General features: G+C 41.1%; 16 protein-coding genes. 3 read left to right on the top strand and 13 right to left on the bottom strand.

Features of this window, described 5'->3' with window-relative positions; translation table 11 throughout:
- Positions 1-7: 7 nt before the first annotated feature.
- The 7 genes from ABE021_RS14860 to fadH all read right to left on the bottom strand — a co-directional run bounded on the left by ABE021_RS14860 (position 8) and on the right by fadH (position 6,921).
- Positions 8-856, bottom strand: a complete 849-nt coding sequence (locus tag ABE021_RS14860; RefSeq protein WP_430289735.1) for an ABC transporter permease — start codon at positions 854-856, stop codon at positions 8-10.
- The gene (locus ABE021_RS14855; RefSeq protein ID WP_430289734.1) at positions 837-1,787 is read right to left on the bottom strand and encodes an ATP-binding cassette domain-containing protein; all 951 of its coding nucleotides are present in this window, start codon (positions 1,785-1,787) and stop codon (positions 837-839) included. Before ABE021_RS14855 ends, ABE021_RS14860 begins: the two co-directional genes overlap by 20 nt.
- Positions 1,784-4,180 carry a hypothetical protein gene (locus ABE021_RS14850; protein ID WP_430289733.1) on the bottom strand — a complete coding sequence of 799 codons (2,397 nt, stop codon included), beginning with the start codon at positions 4,178-4,180 and terminating at the stop codon, positions 1,784-1,786. The genes ABE021_RS14855 and ABE021_RS14850 overlap by 4 nt, the downstream gene beginning before the upstream one ends.
- Before the next feature lie 76 nt (positions 4,181-4,256).
- Positions 4,257-5,150 carry a LysR family transcriptional regulator gene (locus ABE021_RS14845; RefSeq protein WP_191688438.1) on the bottom strand — a complete coding sequence of 298 codons (894 nt, stop codon included), beginning with the start codon at positions 5,148-5,150 and terminating at the stop codon, positions 4,257-4,259.
- Positions 5,151-5,266: 116 nt separating this feature from the next.
- The gene (cbpB, locus tag ABE021_RS14840) at positions 5,267-5,707 is read right to left on the bottom strand and encodes a cyclic-di-AMP-binding protein CbpB (RefSeq protein ID WP_430289732.1); all 441 of its coding nucleotides are present in this window, start codon (positions 5,705-5,707) and stop codon (positions 5,267-5,269) included.
- A gap of 134 nt (positions 5,708-5,841) precedes the next feature.
- Positions 5,842-6,084, bottom strand: coding sequence for a hypothetical protein (locus tag ABE021_RS14835; RefSeq protein ID WP_430289731.1), 243 nt, complete (start codon positions 6,082-6,084; stop codon positions 5,842-5,844).
- Positions 6,085-6,162: 78 nt separating this feature from the next.
- A complete protein-coding gene (gene fadH, locus ABE021_RS14830; RefSeq protein ID WP_430289729.1) occupies positions 6,163-6,921 on the bottom strand; it encodes a 2,4-dienoyl-CoA reductase in 759 nt (252 codons plus the stop codon).
- A gap of 213 nt (positions 6,922-7,134) precedes the next feature.
- Here fadH and ABE021_RS14825 point away from each other — a divergent pair, with 213 nt between their 5' ends.
- Positions 7,135-7,605: a YkyB family protein gene (locus ABE021_RS14825; RefSeq protein WP_430289728.1), complete on the top strand. Its 471-nt coding sequence runs from the start codon at positions 7,135-7,137 to the stop codon at positions 7,603-7,605.
- A 33-nt stretch (positions 7,606-7,638) separates the two neighbouring features.
- Here ABE021_RS14825 and ABE021_RS14820 read toward each other — a convergent pair whose 3' ends face one another.
- Together ABE021_RS14820 and ABE021_RS14815 are read right to left on the bottom strand one after the other, a co-directional pair.
- Positions 7,639-8,526, bottom strand: coding sequence for an NAD(P)-dependent oxidoreductase (locus tag ABE021_RS14820; RefSeq protein WP_430289825.1), 888 nt, complete (start codon positions 8,524-8,526; stop codon positions 7,639-7,641).
- A gap of 152 nt (positions 8,527-8,678) precedes the next feature.
- On the bottom strand, positions 8,679-8,888 hold the full coding sequence (locus ABE021_RS14815) for a Spo0E family sporulation regulatory protein-aspartic acid phosphatase (RefSeq protein WP_430289725.1): 210 nt from the start codon (positions 8,886-8,888) through the stop codon (positions 8,679-8,681).
- A 203-nt stretch (positions 8,889-9,091) separates the two neighbouring features.
- Between ABE021_RS14815 and ABE021_RS14810 the strand changes: the two genes are divergently transcribed.
- Both ABE021_RS14810 and ABE021_RS14805 read left to right on the top strand, forming a co-directional pair.
- A complete protein-coding gene (locus ABE021_RS14810) occupies positions 9,092-9,298 on the top strand; it encodes a YkvS family protein (RefSeq protein ID WP_430289723.1) in 207 nt (68 codons plus the stop codon).
- Between the two features lie 50 nt (positions 9,299-9,348).
- A complete protein-coding gene (locus ABE021_RS14805; RefSeq protein ID WP_430289722.1) occupies positions 9,349-10,089 on the top strand; it encodes a hypothetical protein in 741 nt (246 codons plus the stop codon).
- A gap of 45 nt (positions 10,090-10,134) precedes the next feature.
- Here the strand turns inward: ABE021_RS14805 and ABE021_RS14800 are convergent, their stop codons facing one another.
- The 4 genes from ABE021_RS14800 to ABE021_RS14785 form a co-directional block, all read right to left on the bottom strand.
- Positions 10,135-10,575 (bottom strand): MarR family winged helix-turn-helix transcriptional regulator, encoded by a 441-nt coding sequence (locus ABE021_RS14800; protein WP_430289721.1) that lies wholly within the window; start codon positions 10,573-10,575, stop codon positions 10,135-10,137.
- A 92-nt stretch (positions 10,576-10,667) separates the two neighbouring features.
- Positions 10,668-12,113 carry an ATP-binding protein gene (locus ABE021_RS14795; protein ID WP_430289720.1) on the bottom strand — a complete coding sequence of 482 codons (1,446 nt, stop codon included), beginning with the start codon at positions 12,111-12,113 and terminating at the stop codon, positions 10,668-10,670.
- A gap of 234 nt (positions 12,114-12,347) precedes the next feature.
- On the bottom strand, positions 12,348-13,697 hold the full coding sequence (locus ABE021_RS14790; RefSeq protein ID WP_430289718.1) for a TrkH family potassium uptake protein: 1,350 nt from the start codon (positions 13,695-13,697) through the stop codon (positions 12,348-12,350).
- A 218-nt stretch (positions 13,698-13,915) separates the two neighbouring features.
- Positions 13,916-14,674, bottom strand: coding sequence for a TerC family protein (locus ABE021_RS14785; RefSeq protein ID WP_430289716.1), 759 nt, complete (start codon positions 14,672-14,674; stop codon positions 13,916-13,918).
- Positions 14,675-15,085: the final 411 nt, after the last annotated feature.

The following is a 15,085-nucleotide window of genomic DNA, read 5'->3' as shown; positions in this document are numbered from 1 at the left end:
CGCCTCCTTATTTAGGTTTGTTCATATTCACTCGCAATCGTTTTGTAGCGATCCAGATGGACACGATGGTGACCAATCCATAAAACAGTAAGTATCCGATCCAAAGAGGAAATGTCACTAACGTCATGTCTTGCACAGACCTAGCAATTTCTGGTGCGAGCAAAGAAGCAAAGAAAATTTCAGGATTGATCGACGCCAGAATATGTCCCACAAACGATTTGGTTGCAGTTCCACTCATTGTACTATATTGATTCACCTGGATAATGATCAAAAATAAAAACGGAACGATAGCTGTGAAAAACAACATACTTCCATACGTTGCAATCATCGATACCGTTGTTCTCCGAATCAACGTTGAAAACAAGATACCCAGGCTCCCTATAGCAAGCAGTGTAACAAACAAGAATAGAAGGGACTTCAAAAATAATATAGGTGAAATACCTCCAAACAGAAATACCATACTGTATACCGGTAATCCTGCAACGATTAGAAGAGCTAAAAATAAAACGGATGACAACAGCTTTCCTGAAACGATTTGGAACGAACTTTGCGAAGTTGTCAACAGCATTGGCAATGTTTGACGCTCGCGCTCTCCACTAATTGTTCCAGCGGTCAAACCAGGGGTAATGAAGAGTACGAGCCCTAATTGGATAAATGTTAAAAAACTAAACAATACGACACTTTCCGAAGGTTTGAAATAGATAGTTCCAGCCAAACTGGTAGTTACATAGATAAAACCGAAAACAAAAATACACATGGCAAGCAAATAGAGCAATATACCAGTAAAACTTTTAGAGCTTCTAAACCGGAGCTTCACTTCTTTAGCAAGAACAGGATTATTGAGTCTGCTTTTCATCAAGCTCCACTCCCTTCGTAATCTCCATGAATACATCCTCAAGATTCACGGAATTCTCCGCAAACGAAACAATTTGAATACCTGATAGGACAGCTTCTTTTAACAATTGATGTTGCTGATCGTCATTTCCTTTGAACGTAAATGACAGCACCCCTGCATGGATATCTTCAGAAATCGCGGAGACAAATGGACTTTCTTCAAAGTACGCAATCGCTTCACTACTACCTCCAGCAATTCTTACAGAAATCATTTTATCCCCTAGTAATTGAGCCTGAATTTCCAAAACAGAACCGTGAGCGATCAATTTGCCATTATCAATCACACCGATTTCATCACACATCTCCGCTAGTTCTGGTAAAATGTGCGATGAAATCAAGATTGTTTTCCCAAGATTTTTCAAAGAACGCAGGATGTCTCGCATTTCAACACGTGCTCGAGGATCCAGCCCGGATGCAGGTTCGTCTAATATAAGGACTTTAGGGTCATGTATAAGACTTCTTGCAAGGCATAACCGCTGTTTCATGCCTCGGGAAAGGGAGTCTACGTATGCATCCCGTTTGTCCGTTAAGTTGACTAGTTCCAAAAGTTCCGAAATGAGTTGTTTTCTTTTTTCTACGGGTATTCCATAGCTCGCTCCGTAGAAGTCTAAATACTCATGTGCTTTCAACTGATCATAGATACCAAAAAAGTCAGGCATGTAACCAATGAGTTTTCTGATTTCTTCAGGTTTCTTAGTAATATCGACACCATTGATGATGACGGTTCCAGAAGTAGGCTGTAAGAGAGTGGCTAATATGAGAAAAGTCGTCGACTTCCCTGCGCCGTTCGCTCCTACAAATCCAAAGACGGTTCCTTCCTCAAGGGACAATGTCAACTGATCCAGAGCTTTAAATTGACCATACTTTTTTGTCAGATTGGAGATTTCTATCATTTTGCAACCTCCCCTGTTAAACGGAGTTCTGGCGGATGGACCGAATCTCCCATTGGTGAATTCGTGAAATTCAGCTTGATTGTTACTTTACCATCTTTCGATACATAATCACTTGCTGGTTCAACAGTTAATGACGATTTCCCTTCCAATGATTCATAACTACCTGTTTTCGTATTGAGAAGGCTTACGTCATACCAGTTAACATCCGCTCCAAACAATTGGAGTTTTGTCCAGTTGCCAACTTCTTCAGTAAAGTCTTTTGGCAATTGCCACGTTTGACTGTATTCTTTTTCTGAGAAGATATACTCTTTACTCACTTTATCCAATTCTTCAGCAGGATTTCCTGATGATGAGATAAGTTGCATTTCCATCAAGTCGTCATCGACAGTAATCGTTCCTTTTAGCTTCGCCACAATATCGATCGGTTGAAGCAGCATCGTGAGAGGAGAGTTTTCAGCTTTCCGATCCTTCAATGATAATTCCATAATTTGTGTATCGGCAGTCGCTGATAACGTCGGTTTCAGCGAATCATTCATATGAATAGAGGAAAAGTTTGAAAGGCCTTCCTTTCTCATTTTTATAAGGTCTTCATGATTGTTCGCCACGGGATTCATATATCCATATTGAGAAGAATTCCGTGCTCCCAAGGCAGTTGCTTTCACTTCTTTTTTTACGGTTAAAGTTTCTCCAGCACGGATCGAACCAAGTTCAATAGTTTTACTTCCCGACAAAATGGATACATCATTCACTGAAAAGGGGAAGTTATTCGTGATGGTTCCAGTCAATTGCTTATCTTCAAGCTTCAGGTTTGTGTCAAAACTACCAACCGCTTCAAGTTCTGTTTGACCAAAGATCGATGCAACATTCCAAAACCCTAAATTTCTGAATGTCAACACTTCTTCTGTTGCCCCTTTTTCTAAAACAGCATTTTCGTGTGCCGGAATCGTACTTCCGAAAATCGGATTCATCGTTGAATTCGTAGTGACTGTTGTCGGCTTTTGAATTGAAAAAGCAAATTCACCCGACTTGTCGGTTAGGAGGGATTCAGCGAAATAACCCGATAGTGAATTGTCGGGTGCAATGAGATAGACAGCGGAATGCTGTAACTGGGAATTCCCCAAACGGTCCTTTCCTCCATAAGCAAAAATTGCGAAAGAGACGACTACCGCAATTACAGGAATGATCCACCATGCGTGTTCCCTCTTATCTTTCTTCCTCAATAGGAAATAGAGAATTGGGATCACTAAAATAATGTAAACAATAATTATGCCGAACAACAGAGGTGTAAATACTCGAAAGGATGGGAAAATTTCATTTGTTTCACCGACAGTAAATAGTAAATCCTGCGTCGGAGGAGTGTAATACATTGGAGTAGTCCGCTGGTTCAATTCCTGTCCACTCTTGTTCAACAAATCTGTCCAAAATGCTTTAACACCCGTAGAAGTCCGGAACGATTCACTTCCTATGGAGAAGGATGTCTGCAGAACCATACCTGAGCCTACACGACGAGTGGCCGCTAGAATAGTGTCCTCATGCTGTAGCAGAATGTTCCCTTCGGGTAACAGTTCCGCTTTGAATCCGGGTACAGAATCCTTGAATTTGTCATTGAATAACGACGGTTTAAACTCTTTACTTTCCTTCATATCGAGGGGAAGCAGTGAACTGAAATTGCCTGCTTCTGCTGATACATTCTGAGATCCCCCAATTAATAATGTCCCTCCTGCTTGAACCCATTCCAGCACAGCTTCTTGCTGTTTTTGAGAGAGATCAGCAATGGAGAACCCATCGACAGCGATAATATCCACTGCATCCCATCCCCCTTTTTCAGCAGGTAATGGAGGCTGATCTTGCTTCGTTAAGTTGAGAAGTTGCGTTCCTTCTTGGCCTTTTAAGTTTAGATCTTTGAATGAAGACAACCGATCGATATTATCCGCCAGTCCTGCAATGAAAAGAGTTTGCTCTGGTAAAGTTGCTGATGTAATGAGCTGCGTTCCGGAATGCTTGATTTCTTCTCCCGATCTCCATCCATTTTCGTAGAAAAAGATGTTTTTTTTGACAGGATAGCCATACATCGCAGGATCTTGGAACGAGTCGACAATCATGGTAACTGTCTGTCTCTCTCCTTCGCCGACTGCTAGTGAGATAGACTGTCCAAGGCCACCGGATTGACCTTCCGCAGTATTCACAATCAGGTCTCCCGTAAAAGCAGTTCCTTTGTTTTCAACTGTAAAAACGATAGGTGCACCTTTTCCCTCTTTAGTTTTTTGGTCCAACCCCGTTTTAACGGACACATGCAAGTCAGGTGCAGCAAACGAAGTTGTCATCGGCCAAAGCATAATGATTCCGACAAGTACTGCGAACGTTGCAAATGACTTCCACAATGTTTTTTTCAAATAGCCCGCCTCGCTTTCTGAATTGTTTTTCTTTTGATATCGATAATTAGTACGTTTTAGTTTCTAGAAAGTTCCATCATTCAAGTAATCTGGAATCATTCTTCAAAGTCAACGCATGGGCTTCAATCACTTTTGAAAAGGCATCCACTTGCTTCAGTTCAAAGCTGGACTCATAACCGATCAAGTAAGTATCTCTCGTCAATTCAAATTCCGCTTCACTATTCAGCAATGGAATCTTGTTCACTTGCTCATCCCCGCGTAAAGTGATTGAAGGTAAGATGGCATAACCAATACCATTCAAGACCAGCTGGCGGCATGTTTCCATCTGGTCCACCGTCAGTTGTCTCCCTGGATTTTTGGAAAAGTGTTTCTGCCACCATTGTTGAATTTCCGTGTAATAATTGGAATCACTTTTAAATTGTATGTAAGGTCGTTCCGTATCTTTCAATTGCTCAAGTGAAGTGATTTCCTTATCCACTAAATACAGCTGGTCCCGGAATAAATAGGTGCGTCTGCTGTTCCATTCGACTTCTCCTCTTACAATCCCGACATGCGCTTCCCCTTCGTAGAGCGCTTTCAAGATTTCCGATGTCCAGCCTGTCATAAGTGAAATTTTAGCGTCGGGATATAGTTTTACGTAATCTTTGAGGACTTCCGGGAGCCACGTTTGTCCAACTATGGATGCACATGCGATTTTAAGAGTTCCGTGCACCCTGTCCGCAAGTCCTGCAATTTGCTCGATGGTTTCTTCTTTCCGCTGGACCGTTTCTTTAGCAAACTCGATCACCAGTTCTCCAGCAGCAGTAGGGACAAGCCCTTTCTGCGATCGGACAAATAATTTAGCTCCCCAGGCTTTTTCAATGGATTGAAGTCTTTGTGACAATGCGGGCTGGGAGATGAATAACCGGTCTGCCGCTTTTCTCATATTTCCTTCTTCCGCTAAAACTTTCATTATTTCCGTTGTGTTCATAGAAGTTTATCCACATCCTTATCAAGAAGCCATTGCTTCGTCACTTGTTGTTCTGTTTTTATCTAAAAAGAAAGAGACTCTTATAAAGAGCCTCTTCATTTCTGTTAATAGCTAACTCACCTGGAACTATATACATATTTCTTAAACTGTTTCAACATCACACGACGTGTTAAAATTCCAGCAAAGGTACCTTCTTCATCCGTCACACATAAAAACGTATGGTTAATGAGTAAATCCAATCCTTTCTGAAAACGGTCCGTCGTTCTGATTATTGGTAAGTCCGTTTGCATGATCTCATCTACCTTCAGATCCGATAGACGTTCGTACTCGATTCTCTCCAACCCTAGGATTGCATCTGTAATCATTCCAATGCCTAACAAACCTCTTAGTTTATATTTTGCATCGAGGACAGGAATTGCTGAATACCCGGTCTTTGTAAGAACGAGTAAAGCATGCTCCGCATTATTTCCAACCTGTACATGCGCAACTTTCTCAGAAGAAATCAGATAGTCGGATATTGGCATGACTAGAAAGTCATTATTATTCAAAGCAACCAATTTAAATCGCTCCTCCAGCAGCAATTTACTTCAAGCTATGCTGCACTTCTACTATATCATAGAGCAACCAATAAAATGAAGAACCCGTGAATGAATCCTTTAAATATTCCCAGTTCCATAAAAAAACCTCTTTCTCATGAGAAAGAGGCCCAGTAATAAAAAATAACGATTAAAGTGAAGACAGCTGATACGAGAATGACCCACAAAATCGGATTTAGCGTGAACGGATGATCTTCAATCGGCTCCGCTATACTTCGATCCTGTCTGTTGAGTACTCCATCGGGGTTATAATCCGGCTTTTTTCGAATCGATAGTATGCCGATTATAACGATAACTGCAACAACAACTCCAATTGGAATCGCCCAAATATCAAACAATTTTCACCCTCCTCAACAGGCTTCTATTTTTTTGCTGCCTGTTGAAGTAGGATGTGCATGTTTGGAACAAACTAACCGTTAAAATGGATATTGGTTCAGCCATTGACCGCCATCTAACGTAACGATTTCCCCATTCATGTAGGAAGCTTTATCAGACATGATGAATGCTGCAAGTTCAGCGATTTCTTCGGGTTTCCCTACACGGCCAAGTGGTACGGATTGAATCGTACGCTGAACTGCTTTCTCCGATTGGAACAACTTTTCTGCTCCACCTGTACGTTCAATAGGACCCGGAGCGATTCCGTTTACACGCACCCCATACTTCCTACCCCATTCAACAGCAAGCGTCCTTGTTAGCGACATGACACCCGCTTTCGCAGCAGCAGAGTGGACTACACCAGGACCAGCATCCCATGCATATGTTGCTAACATATTCAATATCGCACCTTTTTGCTGCTTTTCTTTCCAGTAGTTCATAACTGCACTTGAACAGTAGAACGTTCCATTTAACACGATATCGATCACTGACTTCCAACCATTTGGAGATAGGTCTTCTGCCTGAACAATGAAGTTACCTGCCGCATTATTGACCAGTCCATCAATCTTGCCGAATGTTTTGTCTGCATAGTGAATAAGTGCTTCGATGGTTTCAATCTCACGCACGTCCATTTGAAACGGATACGCATTTTCTCCAATTTCCTCTTTGGCTGCATTCAACTTCTCCAAATCTCTTCCTGTAATAATTACATTTGCCCCGTCTTGAGCAAATTTCTTCGCCATATATTTCCCCATACCATTCGAACCGCCTGTAACGATAATGACCTTTTTCCCGTCCATTTTGTTTTCCCCCTTGTAAAATGAATGAATACTCATTCAAAATTGTATCATAACTCTGATAATTTTACATCCTCTTCTTCTATCTGTGTATTAAATCCAGACGTGGCAACAACTAGTTTCTAAGTCTTTATCGGTTTTGGTGTACTTATTTCACATTTACTAGTACAATACTGTCAAATTGATGTTTTTCAAAATAGATGGGAGGTTTGCGAATTGGCAGAAGCCAAGTCACTGCGGGAACTAGCAATAGCCATTTACACCGTTAACCGGCATGCAAAAACGGCTCCGGATAATCGACTACTTTATCAACTGAAGAAAGTAGCAATCGCGAAACTTCTCGAAACGGGTGGTGCAGAAAAAGTCGGTCTGCATTTTGTAGAAAATCCAAGACATAGCAAACAGCATTCCACAGTCCTCGTACGTTGTGGGGAATTCCTCTTTCACACTCTCCCTGAAAAAGAAGACTTCGCACAGTTGCCTCATCTAGGCGAGCAAGATATGGAGTTCAGGAATCCCCAAGAACGAATGAGTTTAAAGGCCGCTCGTGATCTCCTAACTAACTTCACGGGGATTCTGCAAGAGAACACTCCGAAGCCTCCAGTAAAAAAAACTCAACAGACCAAGACTAGAAGGGTTTCAAATACTGAAGTTTTTCGTTCTTCCTATTTGGATGGTAAACATTAAATGGACAGGCCACTTTTCTGGCCTGTCCATTTTTTATTGATAGTGTTTGAACAAGACTTGGGTACCTTTGTCTCCGTATCCTTTATCCATTAAATCTTCGTATAGGCGCATCGCTAATTGTAACCCTGGCAAATCCAAGTTCATCCTTCGTGCCTCATCAAGTGCAATTCGAAGATCCTTAAGGAAATGCTTTGTATAAAAACCAGGCTCGAAATTTCCAGCCAACATACGGGGACCAAGATTTGAAAGCGACCAAGAACCTGCAGCGCCCGGAGAAATGGACTCCAATACGCGTTCAGGATCCAATCCTGCCTGTTCAGCATAGGAGAGCGCTTCACATACACCGATCATGTTGGTTGCAATGGCGAGCTGATTACTCATTTTTGTATGTTGGCCTGCCCCCGCACCGCCCTGACGGACAATGCGGCTTCCGAATATCGAGAAAATCGGTCTGACTTTTTCGAATATGGATTCTTCTCCGCCACACATGATGGAGAGGGTGCCGTTTTTAGCTCCTACATCTCCACCGGAAACGGGTGCATCAAGCGCAGCCATTCCTTTTTCGGAAGCAGCTTTTTCAATTTCCTTTGCAAGTGCCGGACTGGAAGTTGTCATATCCACTACGATTTGTCCGTTCGTTCCGTTAGCGAGAATTCCGTTATCATTCAAATAGATTTCTTTGACATCAGCAGGCATTCCGACCATCGTAAAGATCAGATCCGCTTTCTGTACAGCCTCAGCGACCGAAGGAGCCCACTTAGCTCCTTCAGTAAGCAATGGTTCCGCTTTTTCTTTTGTGCGCGTATAGACTGTTACTGGGTACCCAGCTTGAAGCAGATGACTGACGATACTCGCCCCCATCACACCTGTACCGATAAATGAAATAGTTTTCACCTTTACATTCCCCCCTGAAAAATTCAGTTCTCCACTTATATAATACCCTAAAACTCTCTATGCCCCTTCTTAAAACAAAAAAGAGACGGCCCTGGGAAAGGACCGTCTTCAAAAGGGGGAAATGAGAATGTTGCTGTGTTCAATCATAATATGCCCCTTTTTCAGAGTTCTAAACATATTCAGCCAAATTTTTTATTTTTTATTTCTACAGTTTTTTCAAAGTAATCCTTTTCTATTTCGGAGCCTGTTTCGTCATACGCATATATATTCAACAAATGATCCAATTCCACACTCAATTTGACCGTCTCATTGGAGGACATGCCTCTTTCTTCCGCAGTCTTCAAGAGTTCCTTGCGAATGTGTTCAATTTTATATTCCAAATTATCCATGGACAGCCCTCCCGACGTTTTTTTCAAATCTTAATATATAGTATCATAAAGTATTCGCATATGTGTCAAAACCTTTCGACAATTCACGACAAATACCTGTCAAACAATAATCATTTGTACATTCTTTCATTTCATGATACTTTACCTGTATTGCTTTTCTTAAGTATACTAGTTTTAAACAGTTTCAGGAGGAGTTGAATCATATGGAAGAAATGGAAGAGTTGAATATCGCAGAAGTTGGAACCATCATTGAATTCAGAGACGGGTTACAAGGAATTGTAGAAAAAGTGAACGATAACTCTGTTATTGTAAACTTGACGTATATGGAAAACTTTGAGGATCTGGGTCTTGAAGAAAAAACAGTCGTCAACCATAAACGCTATACGATTGTTCATAAAAAAGAAAATTGAAACTTTTCTTTTATGACTTTCGTCAAATTGAACAAGGAGGAGATTGACGTATGAAAAACAGAAAATTACTTTACACTGCACTATCTGCCTCACTATTACTAGCCGCTTGTGGAACTGATACTAGCGATGAGGACAACGGCAAGCAGCCGGTTGAAAATACTGACCAAGCTGGAGAACCCAACACAGAGGGTTCAGATGCCACTGAAAGCGAGACGGATAGCACAGAAGGTACAGACACTAAGGATGAGGGTACTACAAAAGAAGAAGATGGTACAAACGAACAGGCAACAGAAGAGGATACTACGAATGATACCGAATCTGAAGCTGACGGCGCTGAAACTGAAGACGCGAGTGAACTGGAGGGCGCAGTTGAAACGGAAAGCGATGAGCAAGACTTCAAAATCCAAGTGCTCCCTGGTTATGAATTGACGAGCGAAGAACCAGGCCGTGACATTCTCTATCTAAAAGAACATGAGGATAAGTATATGGTCATCGGAACAATGCAAGCTTCTGAAACTAATTTTGACGATGCTGTCGGTAATATGAAAGAAACTCTTGCAGCGACTAGTACAGGCGCAACTCCGGTTGAATTGACAGATTCGGGACAACTTCCCACTGACAAAGATTTAGAAAAGTTACAAGCCTATCGTGTAACGAATGATGGCGGTCCGATTACAGCAATGATCTTTCAAAAAGGCGATATGGTTGTACGCGTCATGATGTACGACGATAACGAGGAAAGTTATTATGAAGAGTTCTTGAAGATGGCTGAAACGATCGAAACAAAATAATCACAAAAAAGACTGAACAGCGTAATGATGCTGTTCAGTCTTTTTTCAGGATAAATCTCTTATTGAGACACCTAACTTTTGAAGTAATCGAGTCGCCTGTTCCTGCTCCTCACAAGTTAAAGAAGAAAGCAAATTTTTAATATTTTCCGCATGGCCAGGAAACAAGGAATCCATTAACTCTGTACCCTGTGTCGTAATTTCAACATATGTTACCCGTTTGTCGATAGAATTGACTTCGCGCTGTAAATAACCGTTCGACTCCAATTTGTTAATGACATACGTCATCGAACCGCTCCGCATAAGAATCTTTTCTCCTATTTTCTGGATAGGCTGTTTCCCTTTATGGTACAACAACTCGAGAACCGCAAACTCTGTCGGATTTAATCCTTTAGATGAGATTAGTCGATTCGTCTCTTCATGCAGCACTTTATTTGCTCTTGATAGGACAACGAATAACTTAAGTGCCCGTTCGCTTGCATTCCTCATAATCATTCACCTGCTGTTTTCCAATTTGATCTATGAAGTTAGTATAATCGGTTCACTAACAATCCGTCAAAAAAAAACTGAATGATTTAAGATTAGTTAGCAGAATATTGCTCAGTCATCGCACAGCTCCCTAAATAATGCTGTGGGAATACTAAAGTGAATGTTGTTCCTACACCATACTCACTTGACACGGCTACAGTCCCACCTAAATCCTCCATTGTTTTCAGCACGAAGGGAAGTCCTAAGCCGGTCCCTTCAGGCTTTGATGTGAAAAAAGGCATAAACATATTTTTTATTTGCAAGGGTGACATGCCCTTTCCTGTATCCGTCACAGAAAGAGTAAAAGATGTCCCTTCCGCCTTCTCCAGTTTCAAAGTCAAGTTTCCTCCAGGTCCCATCGCTTCGAAAGCATTCTTGAAAATATTCAAGAGGACTTGTTTAATCTTATCCGAATTGGAATAGATCATTGAATTGCAAAAGGAAGCATCATGCCAGTCAATATGAATCGATTCGAACATTGCTTTCGGTTTCATAATCTCCAGCACTTTTGTTATTAAGACACCTAATGAGAATTCAGAGATTTTTTCTTCCGATGGTTTCGACAGCATAAGCATTTCGTTCAGTATGGCTTCCATCCGCTGCAGTTCATCGTCCACTACGGATAAATATTTCGCAGTATCCCCTGTCGCAGTCACTTCCATCAGCTGTACAAACCCTTTTAATGTTGTCATCGGATTCCGGATTTCATGAGCAATACTCGCAGCCATCTGCCCCACTGTGGATAATGACCCGGAGTGATCCAGCTTCCTCCGCAGCATTTCCATTTCAGTACAATCCCGTATTTCAACGATATACAAATCACTTTCACGACTATAGTTCACACAAATTTCTAAAAACTGGATATTATTCGGTTCATTCTCGAACCGTTCGGTTATTTTAAGTTCCCCATATGTTTTCAGTGTGCTCATATGTGCTTCAAATTGAGCTTCGCTATTGCTTTTTTGGGTATTGAATTTCCTATACAATGATTGAATATGCTTGCCTATGACTGCACTTCTTGTAAGGTTGAATAAATCGCTCACTCGATTATTGACATCTATGATATGGCCGTCGTTGTTTACAATCATCGTCAACTTCGAGGCATGCATAAAACAATCTGCATAAGCAGGCAATGGAAGTGGAAGATCGGTACATGCTGCCGGCATCACGAAAGTCAGGACAGCTTGTTTGGTTTCTTCCGAATAAAAAACATGCACTTTACTTAAGCACTCGATATTCCCTTCCGAAATCATCACAAGATTGTCCAGCAAACCCACTTTTGTTTCTGTACAGCCTTTCTTGAAGTCATTCCAGCTGCGTAAACCATTTCTTTTAAGCAGCGATAAAAAGTTGTCATTCTCCCCCAACGAAAACTTTTTAGAGAATAAGAAATTTGCCTGAGCAATGACACCATCCATATTGACCAAAATACAAGGGCGACTATTATCGGAAACGAAAAGTGATTTATAATCATTCCCATTTTCTAATTGTTCAATCATCCTTTACCCTCCCAAGACTGTTTAGACAAGATATGAGATAGCACCATATGTTATAACTTCAATAAATTAACGATTCACTCTATACAATTCAGATTATTCCATATCCGCGAGATATCTTATATAGGTCTTAGGAATCATATTATTAAAATTTTCTTCCATTAGTGATTTTCCAATGAAAGAAATAACCATTATACAGAAAGTTCGAAATTTTATCTGACACTAAACTAATACGGGTTATCCAATAATTACACGTTCTTTCGGATAACGGAACGACGTCTTATTCACTTTCCCCCCTAATGTAAATAAGAAAGAAATTAGTCCCACTCGACCGATGAACATAAGTGCCATGATAATGATCTTTCCAGGGATGGATAAATCCGAAGTTATTCCAAGTGACATACCGCACGTACCAAATGCAGAAGTGATTTCAAATAATAAGGAGACTGCGGGAACTCCTGGCTCCGTCACTAACAAGATAAGAAGAGCCGTCATAACCATAAACCCAGCTAGTAAAATGACCGCGTATGAGCGAAAAATGTCGACAAGTTTGATACGGCGTTTAAAAATGTGAATAACATCTTTTCCTTTTGCAAAATTAATGAGAAAGAGAACCGCAATTGCAAATGTCGTTGTCCGAATTCCCCCGCCTACAGAACTAGGGGAAGCTCCGATAAACATTAGCGAGCTGATCACAATATCTGTTGCATCACTGAAGCTCGTAATATCATAAGTCGTTAACCCTGCAGATCTTGCTGAAACTGAGTGAAATAGAGATGAAAAGATCTTTTCATGCCAGACCATCCCTTTGAAGGAATTAAAAGACTCTAATACATAGATGAGCAACGCCCCAACAACTAACAGAATCCCGAAAGTGGCAGTCGTGATTTTGGTGAATAATGAAAAACGGAAATGTGGAACTTTTTTTGAAAAGAAACTTTTCACTTCAACAAGAACCGGAAAACCGATGGCACCTAGTATAATAAGGACCATGATGACAGATTGAACAAAGTAATCATTGAAATAAGGAAGCAAGGATGCATCCGTAATATCAAAGCCGGCATTCGTAGTTGCAGAAACTGATAAAAACATACCATTTAAAAGGGCTTCTGAAAATGTATCATATAAAGGCATAATATAAATTGTCAAAATGATTCCGCCTATTAGTTCAATCAGGAAAATGATTCGTACAATTTGCTTGATGAGCTGTACGACACCTGCTAATGTGTACTGATTGTGATCCACCATAATCAGCTGCCGTTCCCGGAGACCAATCCGTTTCTTCACAAGCAGCCAAAAAAATGTCCCTATCGACATGATTCCGATTCCGCCTAGTTGCAGGACCAGCATAAGCATACATAATCCGAATACGGAATACGTCCCCGCAATACTGATGGGAGTGAGTCCAGTTACACTCACTGCACTGACTGAAGTGAATAAACTGTCGATAAATGAAATTTCCACACCTGGCTTGTAAACACCTGGCAAGTTCAATAATAAAAAAGAGAATGCGATGGCTAGAAAATAGTAAAACACGATTAATTGGGCAGGTGTGAACTTGCGTAATGTGTCACGGTTAAGTTTCATGTAGTATCCGATCCTTTCTTTCAGGAGGACATAATCATACCATATCCGAAATTGTCCTGTCAGAGAATTTCTGCACCTTCCTAGCATCGTCACTGAATTCCAGTTCCAATCTTCAGAATATCAATTTGCAGTCAGGCTGAGCAACCAAATGAGCATCCCATTAAGCAAAAAAAACGCCCAGTGCGAGGTACGTGATTCGCGCTGGACAGTTTTAAAAGTTATTTCGAAGTTTTCCTTTGGCTTGAAATTCCTGTCAAATACCCGCCAATTGCAATCGAAGCGAGGACCACCCAGAAAATAAGCTTCCATGTAAGCGAGTGCGGAAATTCTGTATCGATAATTTGCACATTTGGATGAGCGAGCGTCAACACAGCTAGCTTTACACCTACCCAGCCCACAATCAGGAACGCAGCCGTTTCAAGTGATGGGAATTTCGCAAGCAAGGTCACAAATTGACGTGCAGCGAAACGCATGATGATAAGACCGATAATACCACCTGCTAGCATAACTGTGAATTGACCTCCGTTAATGCCGCCAATGTGGAAGTTACCTAGTTCGGGGAGTGTGACTGCCAATGCTACAGCTGCAAGCATCGAATCCAAGGCAAATGCGATATCTGCCAGTTCCACTTTCAATACAGTGAACCAGAAACCGGACTCTTTGCGTTTTTTCTTCTTCGAGTCATCACTCTTATGATGTTTTTGGTCGTAAATATTTTTAATCGAAATATACAATAGATAGATCGCACCTAATGCTTGAATCTGCCAATAGTTGACAAGATACGTGATGAAGAATAGGGCGGTAAATCGGAAAACAAAAGCTCCTAACAGCCCATAGAACAACGCTTTCTGCTGTTGCACTTTCGGTAAGTGCTTCACCATGACCGCCATAACTACTGCGTTATCTGCTGCGAGTAACCCTTCCAGTATGATAAGTACAAGCAGGACCCACGCGTATTCCAAGAAAATCGTTTCCAAAAAAATTCCTCCTTTTTTTCAATCAAAAAAACCCTCACCTAATAAAAGGCAAAGGTCTCGCTAAGTCGGAATTTGTAAAAAAATCCAGCTATCATAACCGATGGCGCTGTATCACCATGTATTGACGACTATGAAATAGGTTTCCCTATAGCTACTCCCCTTTGACAAACGTCAAAGACATTCAGTTGTTGGGTACTTTCTCCCTTTATTATACTAATCAACAGCTGTTCTGTAAACTAAACATCCAATTATTTTAACACGTTCCATCCGGATGTTTCAGTTTCGTCACATTCCGAACCATTCAGGAGAATCCCATGGAGCATCCGCTGTCTTTTTCATAACAAACATTCCTTTGCAGATACTCACACTATATGAAAAAGCAGTGCATGCTATGAATGATTGTCCTAAACG

The sequence above is a fragment of the Sporosarcina gallistercoris genome (genome assembly GCF_050459885.1).
Lineage (GTDB): Bacteria > Bacillota > Bacilli > Bacillales_A > Planococcaceae > Sporosarcina > Sporosarcina gallistercoris_A.
The sequence above is the reverse complement of the archived record's forward strand: the minus strand, read 5'-3'. Positions and strand labels throughout refer to the sequence as shown.

Excerpts from the sequence above, each read along its gene's own strand:
- ABE021_RS14860 (WP_430289735.1), bottom strand. The coding sequence starts at position 856 with ATGAAAAGCAGACTCAATAATCCTGTTCTTGCTAAAGAAGTGAAGCTC.
- ABE021_RS14855 (WP_430289734.1), bottom strand. The coding sequence starts at position 1,787 with ATGATAGAAATCTCCAATCTGACAAAAAAGTATGGTCAATTTAAAGCT.
- ABE021_RS14845 (WP_191688438.1), bottom strand. The coding sequence starts at position 5,150 with ATGAACACAACGGAAATAATGAAAGTTTTAGCGGAAGAAGGAAATATG.
- fadH (WP_430289729.1), bottom strand. The coding sequence starts at position 6,921 with ATGGACGGGAAAAAGGTCATTATCGTTACAGGCGGTTCGAATGGTATG.
- ABE021_RS14815 (WP_430289725.1), bottom strand. The coding sequence starts at position 8,888 with ATGGATAATTTGGAATATAAAATTGAACACATTCGCAAGGAACTCTTG.
- ABE021_RS14810 (WP_430289723.1), top strand. The coding sequence starts at position 9,092 with ATGGAAGAAATGGAAGAGTTGAATATCGCAGAAGTTGGAACCATCATT.
- ABE021_RS14805 (WP_430289722.1), top strand. The coding sequence starts at position 9,349 with ATGAAAAACAGAAAATTACTTTACACTGCACTATCTGCCTCACTATTA.
- ABE021_RS14800 (WP_430289721.1), bottom strand. The coding sequence starts at position 10,575 with ATGAGGAATGCAAGCGAACGGGCACTTAAGTTATTCGTTGTCCTATCA.
- ABE021_RS14795 (WP_430289720.1), bottom strand. The coding sequence starts at position 12,113 with ATGATTGAACAATTAGAAAATGGGAATGATTATAAATCACTTTTCGTT.
- ABE021_RS14790 (WP_430289718.1), bottom strand. The coding sequence starts at position 13,697 with ATGAAACTTAACCGTGACACATTACGCAAGTTCACACCTGCCCAATTA.